Annotated in this window: 13 protein-coding genes and 1 pseudogene; 4 read left to right on the top strand and 10 right to left on the bottom strand. The window is 62.1% G+C overall.

All coding sequences use genetic code 11. The features are described 5' to 3' along the window. The first annotated feature begins 29 nt into the window (after positions 1–29). Entirely contained in the window at positions 30–1676 is a 1647-nt protein-coding gene (gene groL, locus BLR13_RS26895; RefSeq protein WP_074817700.1) for a chaperonin GroEL, read from the top strand. A 295-nt stretch (positions 1677–1971) separates the two neighbouring features. On the opposite strand, the pseudogene BLR13_RS26890 reads toward groL, so the two are convergent. The 6 genes and pseudogenes from BLR13_RS26890 to BLR13_RS26865 form a co-directional block, all read right to left on the bottom strand. Beyond that, a pseudogene (locus tag BLR13_RS26890) lies at positions 1972–2691 on the bottom strand (IS30 family transposase); the annotation flags it as partial. A 599-nt stretch (positions 2692–3290) separates the two neighbouring features. Beyond that, a complete protein-coding gene (locus tag BLR13_RS26885; RefSeq protein WP_074817702.1) occupies positions 3291–4586 on the bottom strand; it encodes a glycoside hydrolase family 130 protein in 1296 nt (431 codons plus the stop codon). 31 nt (positions 4587–4617) lie between these two features. Then, on the bottom strand, positions 4618–6900 hold the full coding sequence (locus BLR13_RS26880) for a glycosyltransferase family 4 protein (RefSeq protein WP_074817704.1): 2283 nt from the start codon (positions 6898–6900) through the stop codon (positions 4618–4620). Next, the gene (locus tag BLR13_RS26875) at positions 6897–7826 is read right to left on the bottom strand and encodes a class I mannose-6-phosphate isomerase (RefSeq protein WP_074817706.1); all 930 of its coding nucleotides are present in this window, start codon (positions 7824–7826) and stop codon (positions 6897–6899) included. The genes BLR13_RS26880 and BLR13_RS26875 overlap by 4 nt, the downstream gene beginning before the upstream one ends. Positions 7827–8103: 277 nt before the next feature. After that, on the bottom strand, positions 8104–9114 hold the full coding sequence (locus BLR13_RS26870) for a glutathione S-transferase N-terminal domain-containing protein (protein ID WP_074831059.1): 1011 nt from the start codon (positions 9112–9114) through the stop codon (positions 8104–8106). A 5-nt stretch (positions 9115–9119) separates the two neighbouring features. Next, a complete protein-coding gene (locus BLR13_RS26865; RefSeq protein WP_074817708.1) occupies positions 9120–10019 on the bottom strand; it encodes a LysR family transcriptional regulator in 900 nt (299 codons plus the stop codon). A 107-nt stretch (positions 10020–10126) separates the two neighbouring features. On the opposite strand from BLR13_RS26865, the gene BLR13_RS26860 reads away from it, so the two are divergent. Beyond that, positions 10127–10990 (top strand): NmrA family NAD(P)-binding protein, encoded by an 864-nt coding sequence (locus tag BLR13_RS26860; protein WP_074831061.1) that lies wholly within the window; start codon positions 10127–10129, stop codon positions 10988–10990. A gap of 6 nt (positions 10991–10996) precedes the next feature. Here BLR13_RS26860 and BLR13_RS26855 read toward each other — a convergent pair whose 3' ends face one another. Further along, complete coding sequence (locus BLR13_RS26855) at positions 10997–12484, bottom strand: M81 family metallopeptidase (protein ID WP_074817710.1); 1488 nt, start codon at positions 12482–12484, stop codon at positions 10997–10999. Between the two features lie 199 nt (positions 12485–12683). Here BLR13_RS26855 and BLR13_RS26850 point away from each other — a divergent pair, with 199 nt between their 5' ends. After that, positions 12684–13478, top strand: a complete 795-nt coding sequence (locus tag BLR13_RS26850) for a class II aldolase/adducin family protein (RefSeq protein WP_074817712.1) — start codon at positions 12684–12686, stop codon at positions 13476–13478. Between the two features lie 133 nt (positions 13479–13611). Next, positions 13612–14550, top strand: a complete 939-nt coding sequence (locus BLR13_RS26845) for a GAF domain-containing protein (protein WP_074817714.1) — start codon at positions 13612–13614, stop codon at positions 14548–14550. Positions 14551–14568: 18 nt separating this feature from the next. On the opposite strand, the gene BLR13_RS26840 is transcribed toward BLR13_RS26845, so the two are convergent. Genes BLR13_RS26840 through BLR13_RS26830 form a run of 3 tightly spaced genes read right to left on the bottom strand, consistent with a single transcriptional unit; the run spans position 14569 to position 18238 of the window. After that, positions 14569–15789, bottom strand: coding sequence for a cytochrome c (locus BLR13_RS26840; protein ID WP_079585829.1), 1221 nt, complete (start codon positions 15787–15789; stop codon positions 14569–14571). An 8-nt stretch (positions 15790–15797) separates the two neighbouring features. Further along, positions 15798–17561 carry a GMC family oxidoreductase gene (locus BLR13_RS26835; protein WP_074817720.1) on the bottom strand — a complete coding sequence of 588 codons (1764 nt, stop codon included), beginning with the start codon at positions 17559–17561 and terminating at the stop codon, positions 15798–15800. Further along, entirely contained in the window at positions 17561–18238 is a 678-nt protein-coding gene (locus tag BLR13_RS26830; protein WP_171944936.1) for a gluconate 2-dehydrogenase subunit 3 family protein, read from the bottom strand. Before BLR13_RS26830 ends, BLR13_RS26835 begins: the two co-directional genes overlap by 1 nt. Positions 18239–18439 lie beyond the last annotated feature (201 nt).

Raw genomic sequence — 18439 nt, 5'->3', positions numbered from 1 at the left:
GATGGTGATGAGGCTAAACGGAGATCATTATGTCAGCCAAAGAAGTCAAATTCGGCGTCGATGCCCGCGATCGCATGCTGCGCGGCGTCGAAATCCTCAACAACGCCGTCAAGGTGACGCTCGGCCCCAAGGGCCGCAACGTCGTGCTCGACAAGTCGTTCGGCGCTCCCCGCATCACCAAGGACGGCGTCACCGTCGCCAAGGAGATCGAGCTCGAGGACAAGTTCGAGAACATGGGCGCACAGATGGTGCGCGAAGTCGCTTCCAAGGCGGCCGACGCGGCCGGCGACGGCACCACCACCGCGACCGTGCTCGCGGCTGCGATCGTCCGTGAAGGCGCCAAGTCGGTTGCCGCCGGCATGAACCCGATGGATCTGAAGCGCGGTATCGACCTGGCTGTGGAAGCCGTGGTCGCCGACCTCGTCAAGAACTCCAAGAAGGTCACCTCGAACGAGGAAATCGCCCAGGTCGGCACCATCTCCTCCAACGGCGACTTGGAAATCGGCAAATTCCTCGCCGACGCCATGAAGAAGGTCGGCAACGAGGGCGTCATCACGGTTGAAGAAGCCAAGTCGCTGGAGACCGAACTCGAGGTCGTCGAAGGCATGCAGTTCGACCGCGGCTACATCTCGCCCTACTTCGTCACCAACGCCGACAAGATGCGCGTTGAAATGGACGACGTTTATATTCTCATCTACGAGAAGAAGCTTTCCAGCCTGAACGAACTGCTTCCGCTCCTGGAAGCTATTGTGCAGACCGGCAAGCCGCTCGTGATCGTGGCTGAAGACGTCGAAGGCGAAGCCCTCGCCACTCTCGTCGTCAACCGCCTGCGTGGCGGCCTGAAGGTCGCTGCCGTCAAGGCGCCGGGCTTCGGCGATCGCCGCAAGGCCATGCTGCAGGACATCGCAGTGCTGACCGGTGGTCAGGCGATCTCGGAAGATCTCGGCATCAAGCTCGAGAACGTCACGCTCGCCATGCTCGGTCGCGCCAAGAAGGTGATGATCGACAAGGAGAACACCACCATCGTCAACGGCGCCGGCAAGAAGGCCGACATCGAAGCCCGCGTTCAGCAGATCAAGGCGCAGATTGAGGAAACCACCTCGGACTACGACCGTGAGAAGCTGCAGGAGCGTCTGGCCAAGCTCGCTGGCGGCGTCGCGGTGATCCGCGTCGGCGGCGCGACCGAGGTCGAGGTCAAGGAGCGCAAGGACCGCGTGGATGACGCGATGCATGCGACCCGTGCGGCGGTTGAAGAAGGCATCGTGCCGGGCGGCGGCGTCGCCCTGCTGCGCGCCTCCCAGCACCTCAAGGGGCTTCGCACGAAGAACGACGACCAGAAAACCGGCGTCGAGATCGTCCGTAAGGCGTTGTCCGCGCCGGCCCGCCAGATCGCCATCAATGCCGGCGAAGACGGTTCCGTCATCGTCGGCAAGATCCTCGAGAAGGACCAGTATTCGTATGGCTTCGACTCGCAGACCGGCGAATACGGCAACCTGGTCGCCAAGGGCATCATCGACCCGACCAAGGTGGTCCGCGTAGCGATCCAGAACGCGGCCTCAGTGGCAGCGCTGCTGATCACGACCGAGGCCATGGTGGCCGAAGTGCCGAAGAAGAACGCAGGCGGCGGCATGCCTGCGGGTGGCGGTATGGGCGGTATGGGCGGTATGGATTTCTAAGTCCAACCGTTCAGCGCTCAAAAGAAAAAGAAAGGCCCGGCAGCGATGCCGGGCCTTTCCGCATTAGCTACACGTCCATCTCGACGGCGATAGCTGCTTGGAGGTACCCGCTCTCAAGGGATCACGACACGCCGCAGCGACCAAAGACCGGGGACCGCAAGACTTCGTCCAAATCTCTTGGGTCCACCGCCAATGCCGGACTACCTGCGCTGACGGCGACCGCACGATGTCCACTTGGGGTTAAAACGCGGGCATTGGCTGATGTCCGAGGTAAGTCCACTTTACCGTTGCCGGCTCAACCGGTCGACGCAACACAGGCGTTAAATCTCTCTGCTGGGGTTTCAAATTGCAAGGTCTCACGTGGTCGTTCGTTGAGCTGACGAGCCACTTTGTTCAGATGGGCTTGCGAATGTACCGACAAGTCGGTGCCCTTCGGAAAATACTGTCTCAACAGGCCATTGGTGTTCTCGTTCGACCCGCGCTGCCACGGGCTTTGCGGGTCGCAAAAATAGACGTCGATTTTGGTCGCCAATGTAAAGCGCCGATGATCCGTAAGCTCTTTTCCCCGGTCCCAGGTCAGGGATTTATACAGTTCCTTTGGAAGCTTCTTCGCCTGCTTGATGAGCGCGGAAACTACCGTCTGGGTGTCCTTGCCTGCCACCTTGGCCAACATCACGTAACGCGTATGACGCTCGACCAAGGTCGCGATGTAGCTGTTGTTCGGCCCGGACAGCAGATCGCCCTCCCAATGGCCAGGCACCGCCCGATCTTCAACCGCCGCCGGTCGCTGACGAATTGAGACGATATCCTTCATATGCCCACGTCTATCGCCATTCGGATCAACCGGCCTGGAGCGGCGCATCGAACGCCTCGATCGAAGATGACTAAGCAGCTCTTTCTTGAGCACGCCACGTGTTTGTACAAATAAGCTGCGGTAGATCGTCTCGTGTGACACCTGATTACACTCGTCTTCAGGATGGGTTCTCTTCAGCCAACCGGCTATCTGCTCGGGCGACCTAGACAAGGCACTCCGCGACGCGGATGTCGTCGGCGCTATCAATCGTGCGATGACCAAACCCGGACAACCTCCGGCCTTGACGCTGGCTATTCTTGATGCAATTGAACGCGGAAAAACCGGATTGGGACCCAGCGGTCATCAATGGCCCCCTATCATTTCGTTGAGCGAGGCAGGATGCGGGGCTGAATAATCTCACCGATCCCGAAGGCAGGTTCGCATTTTCGTTCGCAAATCATGGGCGTACCCCCGCCTATATTCTTGAATTTGGTGACGACTTGGTTGCTGTTGCCCCCGGCGACTTGCCCAACCCACCAGACCCTCGGATAAAAAGAGGCCGCGGGATGCCCTACGGCGTTATCTCCCCACCAAACGGACAATCTGAGGAATTCGGAGCGCCTATTCTCAGACGACAATTGCGCGGGCCAATTGCTGGGCCGCACCAAACAGAGCAACGGTTTTTGTATTTTATTGGGTACGTGACCTATGCTGATATTTTCAAGAACATATTCACTGTTGGATTTTGTCTGCTGTACGCCCCCCTCAGAACACGCTGGTCCTTCTCCGCATCGAAACCTGCAAACTTGTCTCGCGCTGCATCACGACATTGCCCGCATCAGAGCTGCAATCTTGATGGTCGCAAAGTTGGAATAGCTGTCAGAGATGGCGTAGGGCAAGATAATCTGATCGTTATGCCGCATCGCCCCGCAGGTATAGACCACGTTGGGAACGTAGCCTTCGCGCTCGGACGGCTCGGGATGCAGCAGCGGTTCGACCGAACGCGCCAGCACCTTGGAGGGGTCGTTCTTGTCGAGCAGGGCTGCACCGATCGAATATTTCCGGACCGGACCAACGCCATGCGTAAGCAGCAACCAGCCTTCGTCGAGTTCGATCGGTGAGCCGCAATTTCCGATCTGCACGAACTCCCAGGGGAATTGCGGCTGCAGGATCGCCTTACCGCCATCCCACTGATACAGGTCGTCAGAATAGATCAGATAGAGGTTCTCGTTGTCCTGGCGTGCGATCATGGCGTACTTGCCGTCGATCTTGCGCGGGAACAGCGCCATACCCTTGTTGTGCGCGGCTGTGCCCCGCAGCGGCGACATTCGAAATGACAGGAAGTCGCTGGTCTCGATCAGTTCCGATCGGATCGCCCTGCCGGTATAGGCGGTAAAGGTCGCGTAATAGGTCTTCCGGCCGCCGTCGCTGAATTCGACGAAGCGGGCGTCTTCAATGCCCTGAGATTGCGATTCCGTAACCGGAAATATCACGCGTTCGCTGATGTCCTGTTCCTCTTTGAAGGTGACCTCCACCTCTTCGCCAGCGGGGCCGGATATCTGACGTACAATCCGGGGGCTTGAGGCGAGCCGGGCCGTCGGATCGACGGCAAGGCTGCCGTCGGCCGCGATGGTGCCGGTGCGAAACGTCAGCGACGACACGTGCCCTTCGCCAACCGCCCGAAGACTGAGAATGAAGCGCAGACCGCCCTTCGGCGCCCCAGATTGATCAGGATGCGGAACGATGCTGGGATTGAACAGCGCCGACGCCTCGAACGAATATTCGTTCAGGAAGTAGGCTCCGATCAACTGGCGCTGAACGCTGGAAAAGACGCCGTGAGCCGCCAGTGCCTGTTCCATCTCGTCGGCGCGGAACTCGAATTCCTGCAGCAGGTTGCGATGGCGGCCTTCAAAGTTCTCCAGCACGTCTGCCAGCAGGTCGGCTGTGACCTGCGGATCGAGCGCGAGAACGCGTTCGACGATATGGTTGGCGCGGGTCTTGTCGGTCGGGTTGAGATCGCGCGGTTCGGTCGTCGGCTTGAAGGGCCGCACGATCACGCGCGCGGGGTCGGGGCGCAAATAGAGCGCCTCCCGATGCAGAAAAGTAGCTTGCAACACGGTGCCCTCGGTTCGCTGGAGTGGGGTGAAATCAGGCGCCGATGGCGCGAAGCGCCGCGGGCGGTGTCACGCTAGCATTGACGCGCGCCAACTGACGAATATCGGCAAGGCCAAGCAGATAGGAAACGACCGATTCACCGCCGCGATTTTCATTGGCGCGGTCGGGATGCAGCCCGTCGCGGCAACTGCCGGTTTCGGGATCGACGAGGGCGATCGATAAATCGTTGCGGCCGAGAAACCAGGCGAAAACGTTGGTTGCGGTCGCCTTCCATTCGGCGTCTCCGTCCGCCCGCCACGCTGCGAGGCAGGCGGCGATCGTCGCGGTGGCTTCCACCGGCTGCTGGTCGAACGCGCGCGGTGGCAGGCGCAATTCACCGAAGCCTGCGGTGCCGACGGGGCGAAACTGACCTGTCAGCGTTGTTTGTCGTGTCATCAGCCAGCGCAGCGACCTCAGCCCGGCATCAACGTAGTCAGGCGTTTGCGTGGTTATGCCTGTCAGCATCAAGGCCTGCGGCAGGCGCGCATTGTCATAGGCGAGCCCTTCCTCGAACCACGTCCAGTCCGGCGTCTCGACCGACGCAAGCGCGGACATCAACCGGTCGGCAAGAAAATGCCGGATTTCCCGGGCGCTGCGATCATCGGGCACAGCGGCGCAATAACCGTCCAGACCCAGCAGCGTGAAGGCAAATGCGCGCGGCGAATGAAAGGCCTTTACGGTCGGCAGTGCTTCGGCAAACAACGCGGCGGCCCATCGCCGCCGCGACGGGCTCGCATCCCTGCGTGCACACTCACCGAGCGCCCATAACGTCCGCCCATGGCTGTCCTCGGAGCCGCGGTCTTCAAGCCAGCTTCGATTGAAACCCATGAAGTTGCGGAACCGCCTTGTGTCGGGGTTCCACGCATGCTGCACGAACGCGGCAAACCGGGCCGTCAACACCTCGGGCAGACGTTTCTCGCCGGGATTGTTGAGGGCACAGGCGAGCAGCAGCGCGCGGGCATTGTCGTCCACACAATAGCCGTGCGTACGATCGGGTACTGAATGCACGGCATGCTGAAACAAGCCGGTATCGTCGCACATCGAAAGAAAGTGGCCCAATTGCATGTCCGACGCCGCCGGGCTGTGCGCGATCGCGACCGGTCCCGTACGCGCGATCACCTTAAGCCAGTCACCCTGGCGCGCATGCTCGAATGCGGCGAGGTAACGCTCGGCGGTGCGCTCCCATGTCATCGACCGGCTGATGGCGTAGGCGCGCTCGCGCATCGCCTGCCGGCGGGGGGCATCGGTGAGCAGGCGTGCTATTTCCTTGCCGATCGCCGCCGCGTTGCCGAACGGAACGATGACGCCACAGCCGTCATCCAGCAGCTCCAGCGCGTGCCAGTAGGGCGTCGACACCACCGGCTTGCCCAGTCCGAAACTGTAGGCCAGCGTGCCCGACGTCATCTGCGCCTCGTTGAGATAGGGCGTGACATAGACGTCGCACATCGAAATGAATTCCAGCAACGTCGCCTGGTCGACGAACTGGTCGAGGAATACGACGTGGTCTTCGCCGCCAAGGTCGCGCACGCGCTTCATCAGGCTCTCGCGATAGGCCTCGCCCTGGTCGCGAACCAGATTGGGATGCGTTGCGCCGAGCACGACGTAGACCGCATCCGCCCTGCGTTCCAGGATCGAGGGCATGGCGTCGATCATGACCTCGATGCCCTTGCTGGGAGAGAGCAGGCCGAATGTCAGGATGACCGCACGGTTGCTGAAGCCCAGTTTGGCCTTGGCTGCGTCGGGCTCCACAAACGGAAAGTCGGGGATGCCATGGGGGATCACCTCGATCTTGTCGTCCGGCACGCCATAGACGCTGCGCAACATCTCGCGTCCCTTGTTGGCCATTACCACGATTTTGGTGGACGCCTCGACGAGACGCTCCATCACGGCGCGCTGCGCAGCGCCCGGCTTGGCCAGCACCGTGTGCAGCGTTGTGATAACAGGCATGTGGAGCCGCGAAAGCAGTTCGAGAATGTGGGCGCCGGCTTCGCCGCCAAAAATTCCAAACTCGTGCTGTAGACAGACGACGTCAAACTCGCCGGCATTGAGGAAGGCCGCGGCACGCACATAGTCGTCGATCGTGTCGTCCTTGATCTGAAAGACGACCGACTTGGGGTAGTCATAGGTTTGCCCGTGGTCGTTCATGGCAACGATGCACGTCTCGACGTTGGGCCGTGAATTCGAAACCGCTCGCTCCAGATCGGTCGTGAAGGTGGCGATGCCGCAACGACGGGGCAACGAATTGCCGATGAAGGCGATGCGGCGAAGCGGCGTCATGCTTGCATCTCGGCGGGTCCTGCAAATTCGGGCATCGCGGAAGCCACCGGATTGGCGTGGTTGCCCTCACCGAGCCTCTGCAACAGCGAAGCGACGGGGCGGCTTGCCGGATATGCGATCAGCGCCTTCAACCCACCGCTTCCTACCTCGATGCTGCTGCGACCGCCGGCAACGAAGATGGCCTCCCCGACCGAGGCCGCAGCCAATCCAATGGCGGCGTGTCCGTCGAGAACGAGCATCCAGGTCTCCGGTTCGGCGAGCAGTGCCCAGCTTGAACCTGCCGGCAACTCAACCCGCTCGAGCACGAAATGCCGGCTGGCGACCAAAACCGTTCGCTCGGCCGTGAGCTGGGTCGGATGGCAGGGGGTTCGAAGCGGCCATGGGTGGGCTACCGCGACGCCGTTGTCTTCGTGCAATTCGCGCTGCCGGCCGTAGTCGAACAGGCGGAATGTCGCGTCGCTACGCTGTTGTATTTCAGCCAACACGATGCCGGCGCCGACGGCGTGGATGGTGCCGGCCGGAATGTAGATGACGTCACCGCCAACAACAGGCCGCCAGTGAACGAGATCCGTGATCGAGCCGTCCTTGATCGATGCCCGCAATTGCTGGGGGGTTACCTGGTGCTTCAATCCAACGCCGATCTGCGCGTCCGGTGTGGCTGAAAGGATATACCACGCCTCGCTCTTGCCGTTCGGCATCCCCATCGCGCGCGCGAACGTGTCATCGGGGTGAACCTGGATCGACAAGGGTTCGCTGGTGAACAGCAGCTTGAGCAGCAACGCCGGCGTCGGAGCATCCACGTCGGCGCGCTCGAACCATAGCTCGCCGACGGCCTCACCGGACCCGTCGACACTGCTCCAGGGTTGCAGATCGCGGCTCCCCCAGGGTTTGTGAACGACGCGCACGGTGGCATGTTCGGTAGGCATGGAATGTCCTGACCCGTGACGGCGCGTCGGGGCGACGTGCCGTTGTTCGATGTCGTCTGCTGGATATTATGTGGCTAATGCGCAGCGCTCGGGGCGGTTCCGTCTTGAAGCGCCCGGCGCACTACTTCATCATATGGGAACTGCAGCCCCCGAAAGCAACCCGAAAGCAACCTCCGAGCGAAATCCGAGATTTCCCTCGACATTCGGAGATAAAGGGCATCTGTTGAATCATGACACCACAACGCTGCCCGGATCCGTCACATTCCACGGGCCTCTGTCAGTGTGCGCTCAAATGCTCCCAGCATCCGGTCCGCTCCAGCACCGGCCGCAGCGCCGCCCTGCTCTCCATATCAAGACCTGCAAACCTGTCGCGAAGCTGCTGCAGGCATTTCACCTGATATTTGAACGGCGCCAGCGCGTAAGGCAGCCCCCAAACCTTGATCTCCAGCCGGTCGAGGCCGTCGGCAAAGGCCTTCGCATTGGCGACTAGGAACGGCACATAGAGTTCGCCGGCAATTTTCAAAAGCGCCTCGGCCATACCGCCCAGCGCCTGCTCACGCGGATACCAATCGCCATCGACGCCGGAGGCATCATCCAGCCGCCGCACCCAGTGATCGGTGAAGGGCGCGTTCGCGCGCATGATCCGCATCGGTGTCGGGTCGGTCGCCATCTCGCTGAGCTGGCCGAACCAGGCGAAGTCGGCGAGCGACGGCCGGCTGCCGAACAGGTAGTGGGTCATTCCGATATGCGGCTCGAAAGCCGCAAGCGAGCGCAGATAGCTCTCCTCAAGCAGCGGCTTGTTTTCCGCCGTGGCGCCGAGAATGACCATGCGTGAAATCTGCCGTTGGCGAAACTGCTCGATCTCCTCGGCGCTGCCGGTCGCAGCTTCCGACACCGACCATTCCTCGCCGGCCCAGCGCGAGACATAAGCCTGGTCCTCCGGATCCCACCAGCGATACAGAAACAGCGGCTTGACCGCCCATTCGTCGGCGAGGTCTTCCAAGAGATCGCACACGAACGCCACCGCCTTGTCCTCCGGAATAACGGAGCGGTCGCGGTGCCGGCGCTCCAGATCGTAGGCCAGCATCGTGGTCTCGCCGCGAAACGTGCCGTCGGGATATTGCAGTACCGGAATAAGATTCGGGCGCAGATGTTCGGTCGCCTTGCGCAGCGCCTTGGTCATGATGACCCAGTCGAACGGAATTCTGCGGTAGCGCAACAGCGCGCGCAGTTTTAGCGCATAGGGCGACGCGGTCGAACCGATCAGGCGGTAGCGTCCTTCGGTCATGGCATTCACTTGATCATCTCGCTGCAGAAATCGATGAAGGCCCGCACCTTGGCCGGCACGTGATGGCGCGACGGGTGAAATACATAGAGCGGAAAGGTCTCATCCGGCCAGTCCGGAAACAGTTCCACCAGCCGGCCCCGGTAAAGATAATCCATCGCGCCGAATTCCATCACCTGCGCGATGCCCGCGCCGGAGACACAGGCCTCCAGCATGGTGCCGACATCGGTCATGACGAAGGGGCCGCTGATGTCGACGTTTATGATTTTCCGCTTGCGGTGAAATTCCCAGGGAAACGGCCGCCCGGTCAGGGGATCGCGGAACTGGATGCAGGCGTGGCTGGCGAGGTCGGCCGGCGCTTTCGGCGTGCCATGGCGCTTGAGATAGGCGGGCGAAGCGACCGTCAGGATTCGGGTCTTCAACAATAGCCGAGCCACCGGGGACACGCCGGGCGGCGTCCCGAACCGAAGCGCGAGGTCGATAACTTCGGCGACGAGATCGCCGATCCCGTCACGTGTCAGTAGTTCGAGCTCGAGTTCCGGGTAACGCCGGGATAGTTCCGCCAGCCGCGGCGCCAGCATCAGCCGCGCAAAGAACGGATCGACATTGATCCTGAGCCGGCCACGCACCACGGCCGCTGATCCGGAAGCTGTGCCCGCCGCATCGTCAATGCCTTCGAGCAACGGCCCGACCTCGCGATAGAACCGCGCGCCGGCATCCGTCAGTTTGAGGGATCGCGTGGTGCGGTCGAACAGGCGAACGCCCAGCCGCGCCTCCAGCCGGGCGATCGCGCGGCTGACGCCGGAAGCCGACAGTCCCAACGCGTCCGCTGCGCGGACGAAGCTGCCGCCCTCGACCGCCGCGGCCAGCACGCTGACGCCAGCCAGCAGTCGCCCGTCGAATGCCATCGGATCTACTCGTGATTATTGGTCATCAATCATGTGACAGAAGCGCGCTTCAGTCAAATATAGCAAGCCGCTATATCGCCCTCATCCCGATGCCGATGGAGAGCGCGATGTATGCCGTCACAGGAATAACCGGACAGGTCGGAAGCGCCACAGCCAACAGCCTGCTCGAAATGGGTCAACGGGTCCGTGCCGTGGTCCGCAATCCCGAACGCGCCAGGGACTGGGCGGATAAAGGCTGCGAAATTGCACAAGCGGATTTTGCCGATAGCGAAGCGCTGGTGCGCGCCTTTAGCGGTGTCGATGGCGTCTTCATCCTGATCCCGCCGATGTTCGATCCATCGCCGGGTTTTCCCGAAGTGCGTGCGGTCATCGCCACTTTACGAACCGCGCTTGAAACGGCACGGCCGCCAAAGATCGTCTGCCTGTCGACGATCGGCGCGCAGGCCACCCAACCAAATCTGCTGAACCAGTTGGGTCTTGTCGAACAGGGCCTGTCGACGCTGTCTTTCCCGATCGCGTTCCTGCGCGCGGCCTGGTTCATGGAGAATTCGCGGTGGGATGTCGCGTCGGCCCGCGAGGGCACGATGCCGAGCTTTCTGCAGCCGATCGAGAAAGCCGTTCCGATGATCGCCACCACCGACATCGGAAGGCTGGCCGCAAAACTGTTGCAGGAGAGCTGGACCGGCCGCCGTATCGTAGAACTTGAAAGCCGTCACCGGGTGACGCCGATCGAGATGGCGGCGGCCTTCACCACAATTCTCGGTCGCGAAGTCCACACCGAGGTCGTCGCGCGTGAAACCTGGCACGACCTGTTCGCCGCCCAAGGCATGAAGAACCCGACGCCGCGGATTCAAATGCTCGACGGATTCAACGAGGGCTGGATCGCGTTCGAGCGAGACGGCACGGAACACGTGCTTGGTGAGACGCCGTTCGAAATGGTGGCGGCGGAACTGGTCAGACACGCAGGCTAAAAACGCTCAGACTGGAAACGCCGGACTTCCGTAAGGATAAAACTGCGTGAGATCGACGTTTTCATACGGCAGGCCTTCAAGGCGCGTGGTGCCGAGAAACGGCTGTTCCGGTTCGACCAGCAGGATCGTCTTGGCAAATCCGTTGTCGTCAAAGCCGCGTCTGAAATGAACGCGCGATTTGATCGCCATGACCTCGAATGAAGCGATGTCCAGCCCCAGCGCTTTCAGCGAAAACGGCTCCATGACCTGCACCAGATAGGTCGAGAGGATCAGCACGTTGTTGCGGCCGAACCCAATGCAGACCCAGAACTGGCCGTAGCCTTCGACGGCTTTCAGGATAGTGCCTCGGATGCGCACCGGTTGGCCTGCGGATTCATCCGCCAGCCCGCCGACCTCCATATCAAAGCTGTCGCCCTCCTTCGCGCCTCCGGCTTTGAGTTTCGCCGTGACCCCTGCGTCGGCAATGGTGGCGATCAAGGTGTTGGCGACGTCTTGCGCGATGATCTCGCGGAGCAGCCAGGTCGCCGAGCCGGAGCGGTCGGAGTGATCGGCCAGCACCACCGGCGTGGCGCCGCTAGCGACCGCCTGCTTTGCCAGCGCGACACCTGCCGCAATGCTGTGGATTTTCGTGGATTTCAGCAGCGCCTCGCGCACCCGCCAGATGGCGCTGGAGATATCGCGGCCGACGCGCTCGGCCAGTTCGGGATTGCCGTTGGTCAATACCTGCACCGTCATGCCGACATCGGGCACGTCGGCAAACGGAAAGCCGAAGAAGATGTTCACATAGGTGTCCGGCTCGCGCGCCTCCCAGGTCAGCGCGCGCTGCACCAGGTCCATCCACGGCGAAGCGCCGGTCCATTGCAACACCGTCGGCGAGATCACGGGAACGCGCAACGTAACATGCGTGGGCTTGTAGTCGCCGCGGATCGCCCGCACCAAAATTCGCGCCGCGCGTTCGCCCTGCAGATACTCGTCGTAATGCGGGAAGTACTTTACGGCGAACGCCATGTCGGCGTGCTGCAGGAACGCTTCGTCCTCGTTGCCGTGCAGATCGAAGGTCGCAGCGATGAACACCTTCGGCCCGACCGCTTCACGCACCCGCCGCGCCAGCTCGGCTTCCGGCCGCGGCACGCCCCGCACCGCCATCGCGCCGTGGACGCAGAGATAGACGCCGTCGAACGCCGCCTCGGCCCTGATCCCCGCGATCATCCGGCCGACAAAGGTCTCGAACGCCTGTTCGGTGACCCAGCCCGACCCGATCCCGGTTTTGGGCCACAGCGGCGATTCAATGCCGGTCAGTTCGACACCATCGAACTCCCGCGCCATCTTCACGAAGCCACCCATATAGGATTTCGGATACGCCCCCAACAGCGCCTCGCCTTTGGCTGGCGACCCCGGATAGATGAAGTCATCCAGCGTGGTGTCGTTGTTCAGGAAAGTGACGGTTTCGTGGGAAAAATGCAGGACGGCGATACGGATCGCAGGATGGTGCATTGCGGTTCGGCCCCGGTCTTCGCGCTTTGCCTCATACTGGCACCGAAGCGGATTTGCGCCAACCGGCGCATTCGGATTTCACCCGCCAGACCTGCAATAACGCCTGCTTGGCTCGCCTTGCGGCGCAGCGAATTTTGCCTGTATTCTGGCCGCAAATGAGCGGGCCTTCGCCGGCCCGATTTGTCACCGGAGAAGCGCCATGAATCCTCCCGCCAGTTCGCCTGCCATCAAGGTCGTCAAATCGGTTCGCGAACAGGTCAGCGCCGAGGAGTGGCAGGCGCGGGTCGATCTGGCGGCCTGCTACCGCCTCACCGCGATGTACGGCATGACCGAGATGGTCGCCAACCACATCTCCTGCCGAGTGCCGGGGACGACCGATCAGTTTCTGATCAATCCCTACGGCATGCTCTACGAGGAAATCGACGCCTCCTGCCTGATCAAGGTCGATGTCGAAGGCAACACGCTGTTCAATGAATCCGACTACGACGTCAACGTCGCCGGCTTCGTGATTCACAGCGCCATCCACATGGCCAAGCACGACATGGATTGCGTGGCGCATACCCACACGCCGGCCGGCATGGCGGTCTCGGCGATGGAATGCGGGCTGCTGCCGCTGGCGCAGACCTCGATGCGGTTTCTCCACATCGCCTATCACGACTTCGAAGGCATCGCCGACGATGTCGACGAGCGCGCGCGGCTGGTCAGGGACCTCGGCGATCACGAGGCGATGATCCTGCGCAATCACGGACTGCTCGTCGTCGGCCGTACCGTGCCGGCGGCCTTCAACGTGTTGTTCCGTCTCGAGCGCGCCTGCCAGGTGCAGATCATGGCGTTGTCCTGCAACACCAAGCTGACCTATCCGCCGAAGGAAGTGCTGCAGGAGACCTATGACAAAATGCGGCCGCATCCGAACCGGCCCGCCCGCAACGGCGATCTCGCCTGGCCGGCGCTGCTGCGCAAGCTCGACCGCACCGATCCATCGTATCGCAACTGAGGTTCGGGGCGACACGCATGACTTGACTGGGCTCCGCACGAAGTTTGGGCGAAGCCTGCCTGTAATTTGATCGCACGTACCATCGTCAAATCGCCGATGCTAAAGTGCCGGCGTAGCGATCAGGTTCGTCCCGATGAAGACATTCATTCGCGTGGTTGAGCTGTGGGTACCCGACCGAACCCGTACGCGGCTGGAATTCGGCGGCGGCCTGTGTGGCGAGGCGTATTCGGAATTCAAGGCGCTCAGCGAAAACGCGCTGTTCGCCTATGACGAGGGGTTGCCCGGCAAGGCATGGGCCAGCGGCCATCCGGTCATCCTGACGAAATTCGCCAACACCTATTTCAAGCGATCCGACGAGGCGGTCGAGGCAGGATTAACCTGCGGCGTGGCGCTGCCGGTGTTTGCCGGCGAATTTCTGATGGCCGTCATGGTGCTGTTCTGCGGCGCCGACGAGAAGCACGTCGGCGCCATCGAGCTATGGCACAACGACCCGGACAAATCGCACGAGATGGGGCTGGTCGACGGCTATTACGGCACCGCCGACATGTTCGAGTTCAATTCCCGCCACACCAAATTTCCGCGCGGCTTCGGCCTGCCCGGCCGCACCTGGAAGGCCGGGATGCCCTTGATCATCAAGGACCTGCACAATGCCAAGGGATTCCTGCGCTGGGAGGAAGCCTCCGAAATCGGCATCAACTGCGGCGTCGGCATTCCCTACACGACCGGCGACCAGACCTGGGTGATGACGTTGCTGTCGGCGCAGGCGACACCGATCGCCAGGCGGTTTGAAATCTGGGTGCCGGATACATCGCGATCGGTGCTGACGTTTCAGTCCGGCGATTGCTCTGAGAATACCGACCTGGCGACGCTCTATGCGTCAAAGACCATTCGCAAGGGCGAAGGCAGCATCGGCGGCGCCTGGGCAACCGGCATGCCCGCGATCAACGAGCATCTGAAGCTCGACGAATGCATCGCATCGCAGCTCGCGCGCGCGGCGGGCATGAACCAGGTCGTGGTGCTGCCGGTCATTGACAACGCCCTGCTCAAGGCCGTGCTCGCCTGGTACCTTTAGCCGAAAGCACCTTGCGTATCAGTTCCCCGCCGACGACAGCCGCCCGCGCAGCGTCCTGACCACATCTGCATCGACCCGCGGCGCGGCGTTGCCCCAGCTATTGCGAATGTAAGTGACGACGGCCGCGATCTGGTTGTCATTGAGCCGATAGCCGAGCGACGGCATCGCGGGCGATGTCGGCCGCGCTTCGGTGCCAGTCGCCCGCGCCCCGGTCAGGATGATGTGCACCAGCGACGAAGGATCATCTTGTTTGACGATGGCGTTGCCGGCCAGACGCGGAAACAGCCGTTCGACGCCGGTCCCGTTGGTCGCGTGGCAGGCCGCACAGGTATCGGTGAAGATCGCCTGCCCGACCACCATCTGCGGATCGCTGGTCGACAGCGGCACGGGCGCCGGCGGGCCCGAAGCGCCGCGTTCCTTCAGGTAAACTGCGATCGCCTTGAGATCGGCGTCCGGCATCTTCGACGTCGAGTTCTCGATCACGTCCTTCATCGGTCCACTGGCAAGGCTGGAGCGGGTCTGGCCGTTCTTCAGGTACTGCACGATGTCATCGACGGACCAGTTGCCGAGACCGGCCTGGGAATCGTTGGTGATGTTGGGCGCGATCCAGTTATCGATCGGGTTGCCCTTCAGGTACTGATCGGCCTTGTTGGCGCCGAAGACGTTGAGCGGCGTGTGGCACGCGCCGCAGTGGCCGAGACCTTCAACCAGATAGGCACCGCGGTTGAATTCCTCGGAGCGACCAGGGTCCGCAGCGAAATAGCCAGGCGTGAAGAACAGCGCGTTCCATCCCAACATCGAGGTTCGGATGCTGAACGGAAACGGCAACGTCCTGCGATTGACGACGTTCGACACCGGCGTCAGCGTCCGCAAATAATCGTAGATCGCGTCGGTGTCCTGCCGCGTCACCTTGGTGTAATACGGGTATGGAAACGCCGGATAGAGATAGGTCCCGTCCGGCCGCCGCCCCTCGTGCATCGCGCGCGCAAAATTGTCCTTTGACCAGCGGCCTATACCGGTCGCCTCGTCAGGCGTCAGGTTCGGCGTCATGATCGCGCCGAACGGCGTCTGCAGCGCCAGGCCGCCGGCAAACGGCCGGCCGCCGGGCGCGGTGTGACAGGCGATGCAATCGCCGGCCGTGGCCAACGCCTTGCCACGCGCGAAGTCGATGTAATTATCCTGTTCCGCCAGCGCCGGACCGGCCGCGATCAAAGCGACAAACGCGATAACACTTCTCATCGCTGGCCTCATGTCTGCACCAGCGGTCCGGGCGACTTCAGGTACTTCTTGATGGCGTCGAGCGACCAGTAGGTCAGCGCGCCCACCGTGCCGGTCGGGTTGTAGCCTGCATTTTGCGGGAACGCTGACGCGCCCATCACGAACACGTTCGAGACATCCCACGACTGCAAATAGCGGTTGAGCACGCTGGTCTTGGGATCGGCGCCCATGATCGCGCCGCCGGTGTTGTGCGTGGTTTGATACGGCACCACGTTCCAGGGGACATTGAGACGGTTGACCTGCGTGGTCTTGGCGCCCATCGCTTTCGCGATCTCGTCGCAGCGATCCGCCATCCAGTTCGCCATCTTCTTCTCGTTGTCCTGATAGTCGAACGTCATCCGCATCAGCGGACGTCCCAGCGGATCCTTGTAGGTCGGATCGAGATCGAGATAGTTGTTGCGATAGCTCATCACGCTGCCCTGCGCGCCGACATTGGTGACGCGCTGGTAGGTTTCCTTGACCGCCTTCTTCCACTGGCTGCCCCAGGTCGGCGTGCCGCGCGGCACCGGATGGTACTGGATCGGCCGTCCGTTGGTGTAGGCGCAGGTGATCGAGGCGCCGCCGACAAAACCGTGCGGCCCGTGGTCGAAATTGTCGCTGTTATAGTCGTCGAGCGCCACCCCCAGTGAACCTGCCGCCGCGAACGGGTTGAACTTGGCATCCTCGAAGAATGCCGTGGAGCCGGAGCCGGTCTGGTAGGCATAGTTGCGCCCGACCGTGCCCTCGCCGGTGGCGGGATCGTAGGGCTTGCCGATGCCCGACAGCAGCAGCAGGCGGACGTTGAAGAGACTGTAGGCGCAGACCAGCACGAGGTCCGCCGGCTGCTCCCATTCCTCGCCGTTGAGATCGACATAGGTGACGCCGGTCGCGGTCTTGCCATCCTTCGCAAGATTGACTCTTGTCACCTCGCTGTCAGTGCGCGCCTCAAAGGTCGGCTCGCGCACCAGCGCGGGCAGCACACAGGTCTGCGGGCTGGCCTTCGAATAGTTGGCGCAGCCGAAGCGTTCGCAGAAACCGCAATAAGTACACGGCGCCATGCTGCAGCCATACGGGTTGGTATAGGCCAGCGAAATGTTGGCGGACGGACGCGGGAACGGGTGCAGGCCGAGGTCGCCGGCCGCCTTGGTGAACAGCGTCTGGGCGTAGCCTTGCGTCATCGGCGGCGTCGGATAGTCACGCTCGCGCGCGCCTTCGAAGAAATTGCCACCGGATTGCTTCGCGCCCTTGATGTTGCCGGCCTTGCCGGAGATGCCGGCGACATATTCGAACTTGTCGTAATAAGGCTCGAGATCTTCGTAGCTGACGGGCCAATCCTGGATGTGATTGCCCTCGGGCATGATGCCCTCGCCGTAGCGCTCGATCATGTGGGCGCGGATGCGGAAATCGTCGGGGAGGAAACGCCAGGTCTGGCCGTTCCAGTGCACGCCGGCGCCGCCGACGCCGTTGCCGGGCAGAAAGCTGCCCCATTTGCGGATCGGCAGCGCCGTCTGCGAAGGATTGTTTCGCATCGTCAGCGTTTCCTGCTTCGGGCGCAGGAAGACGTCATGGCGGACGCCATAGCGCAGCTCATCGGGTGCGGTGCCGATGTTGAAATCGGACGCGGTGTCGCGCCACGGGCCGCGCTCGATCGCGACGACATCCAGGCCGGTGCGGGCGAGCTCTAGAGCGAGGATCGATCCGGTCCAGCCGAGACCGACGATGACGACATCCTTGCGGGGAAGACGGCGGGCCATCAGTTTTCTCCCCACGCCGGACGGCCCTGCATCGCCACCGGCGGCAGCGTGTAGGCCTGGTTTGGTTTCGCCATCACGTCGCGGAAATCGTAGCGAGTGCCGGGAAAGCCGATCAGTTTCCAGCCCGCCATGTCGCGGTTGCCGCCATAGATCGGATCGGCGAAGAAGCCTTCCATGGTGTTGGCATAGACGGCGTTGAACAGCATCCGGCTCGAGAAGTTGTCGAACTTGACGTCGCCCTTCTCCATGCCGCCGAGCAATTTGTCCTTTTCGTCGCCATTGAGCTGGATGAAGCTGCGGCCGTTGAAATTCGCCTTGCAATAGGCCTCCAGCGCCGCAAGCCCGAGCCGGTATTGTTGGCGCGGCACCAGCGGCGACTGCAAGCCTTGCGTCGGCAACGGCGTCGAGGAAAACGGCCCCTGCATATAGAGCCAGTCGTGCCCGCCGAAGGGACCGGTGAGTTGCCGGTCGATGAAGGTGGTGACGCCTGAATCCTTGGCGCCCGGTCCGAGATCGTCGGTCGGGATCAGGCGATCGACGATGGCGTCGACCGCGGCGGCCTCCGCCGGGGTAAAGAAAAGATAGCCGCCCGGAATCACCGGCGGGACCGGATAGGCTTCGTTGGGTTGCCAGGGCAGCACTTTTGTCACCACCCGCGCGCTGACGCCTGAGGTCATGACCAGAAGGGCCGCGCTGGCAAGCAGGCTCCGGCGCGTGACGTGACCTGAATGTTTTGAGTTCGCTGGCTGCGCGGATGTGCGTCTGGTTCCCGGCAAATCACGGTCAGTCCGCATCCCAGCGCCTCCCCAATCTCGGACTATTGCAGTGCCCGATGTTCACTTTGAATCGCAGTCTGCACTTTTGTCCTGGCCTTGTCA

The sequence above is a fragment of the Bradyrhizobium ottawaense genome, from assembly GCF_900099825.1.
Taxonomy (GTDB): Bacteria; Pseudomonadota; Alphaproteobacteria; order Rhizobiales; family Xanthobacteraceae; genus Bradyrhizobium; species Bradyrhizobium ottawaense_A.
Note: the sequence above shows the minus strand (reverse complement) of the source record. Positions and strands in the feature narration are given on the sequence as shown.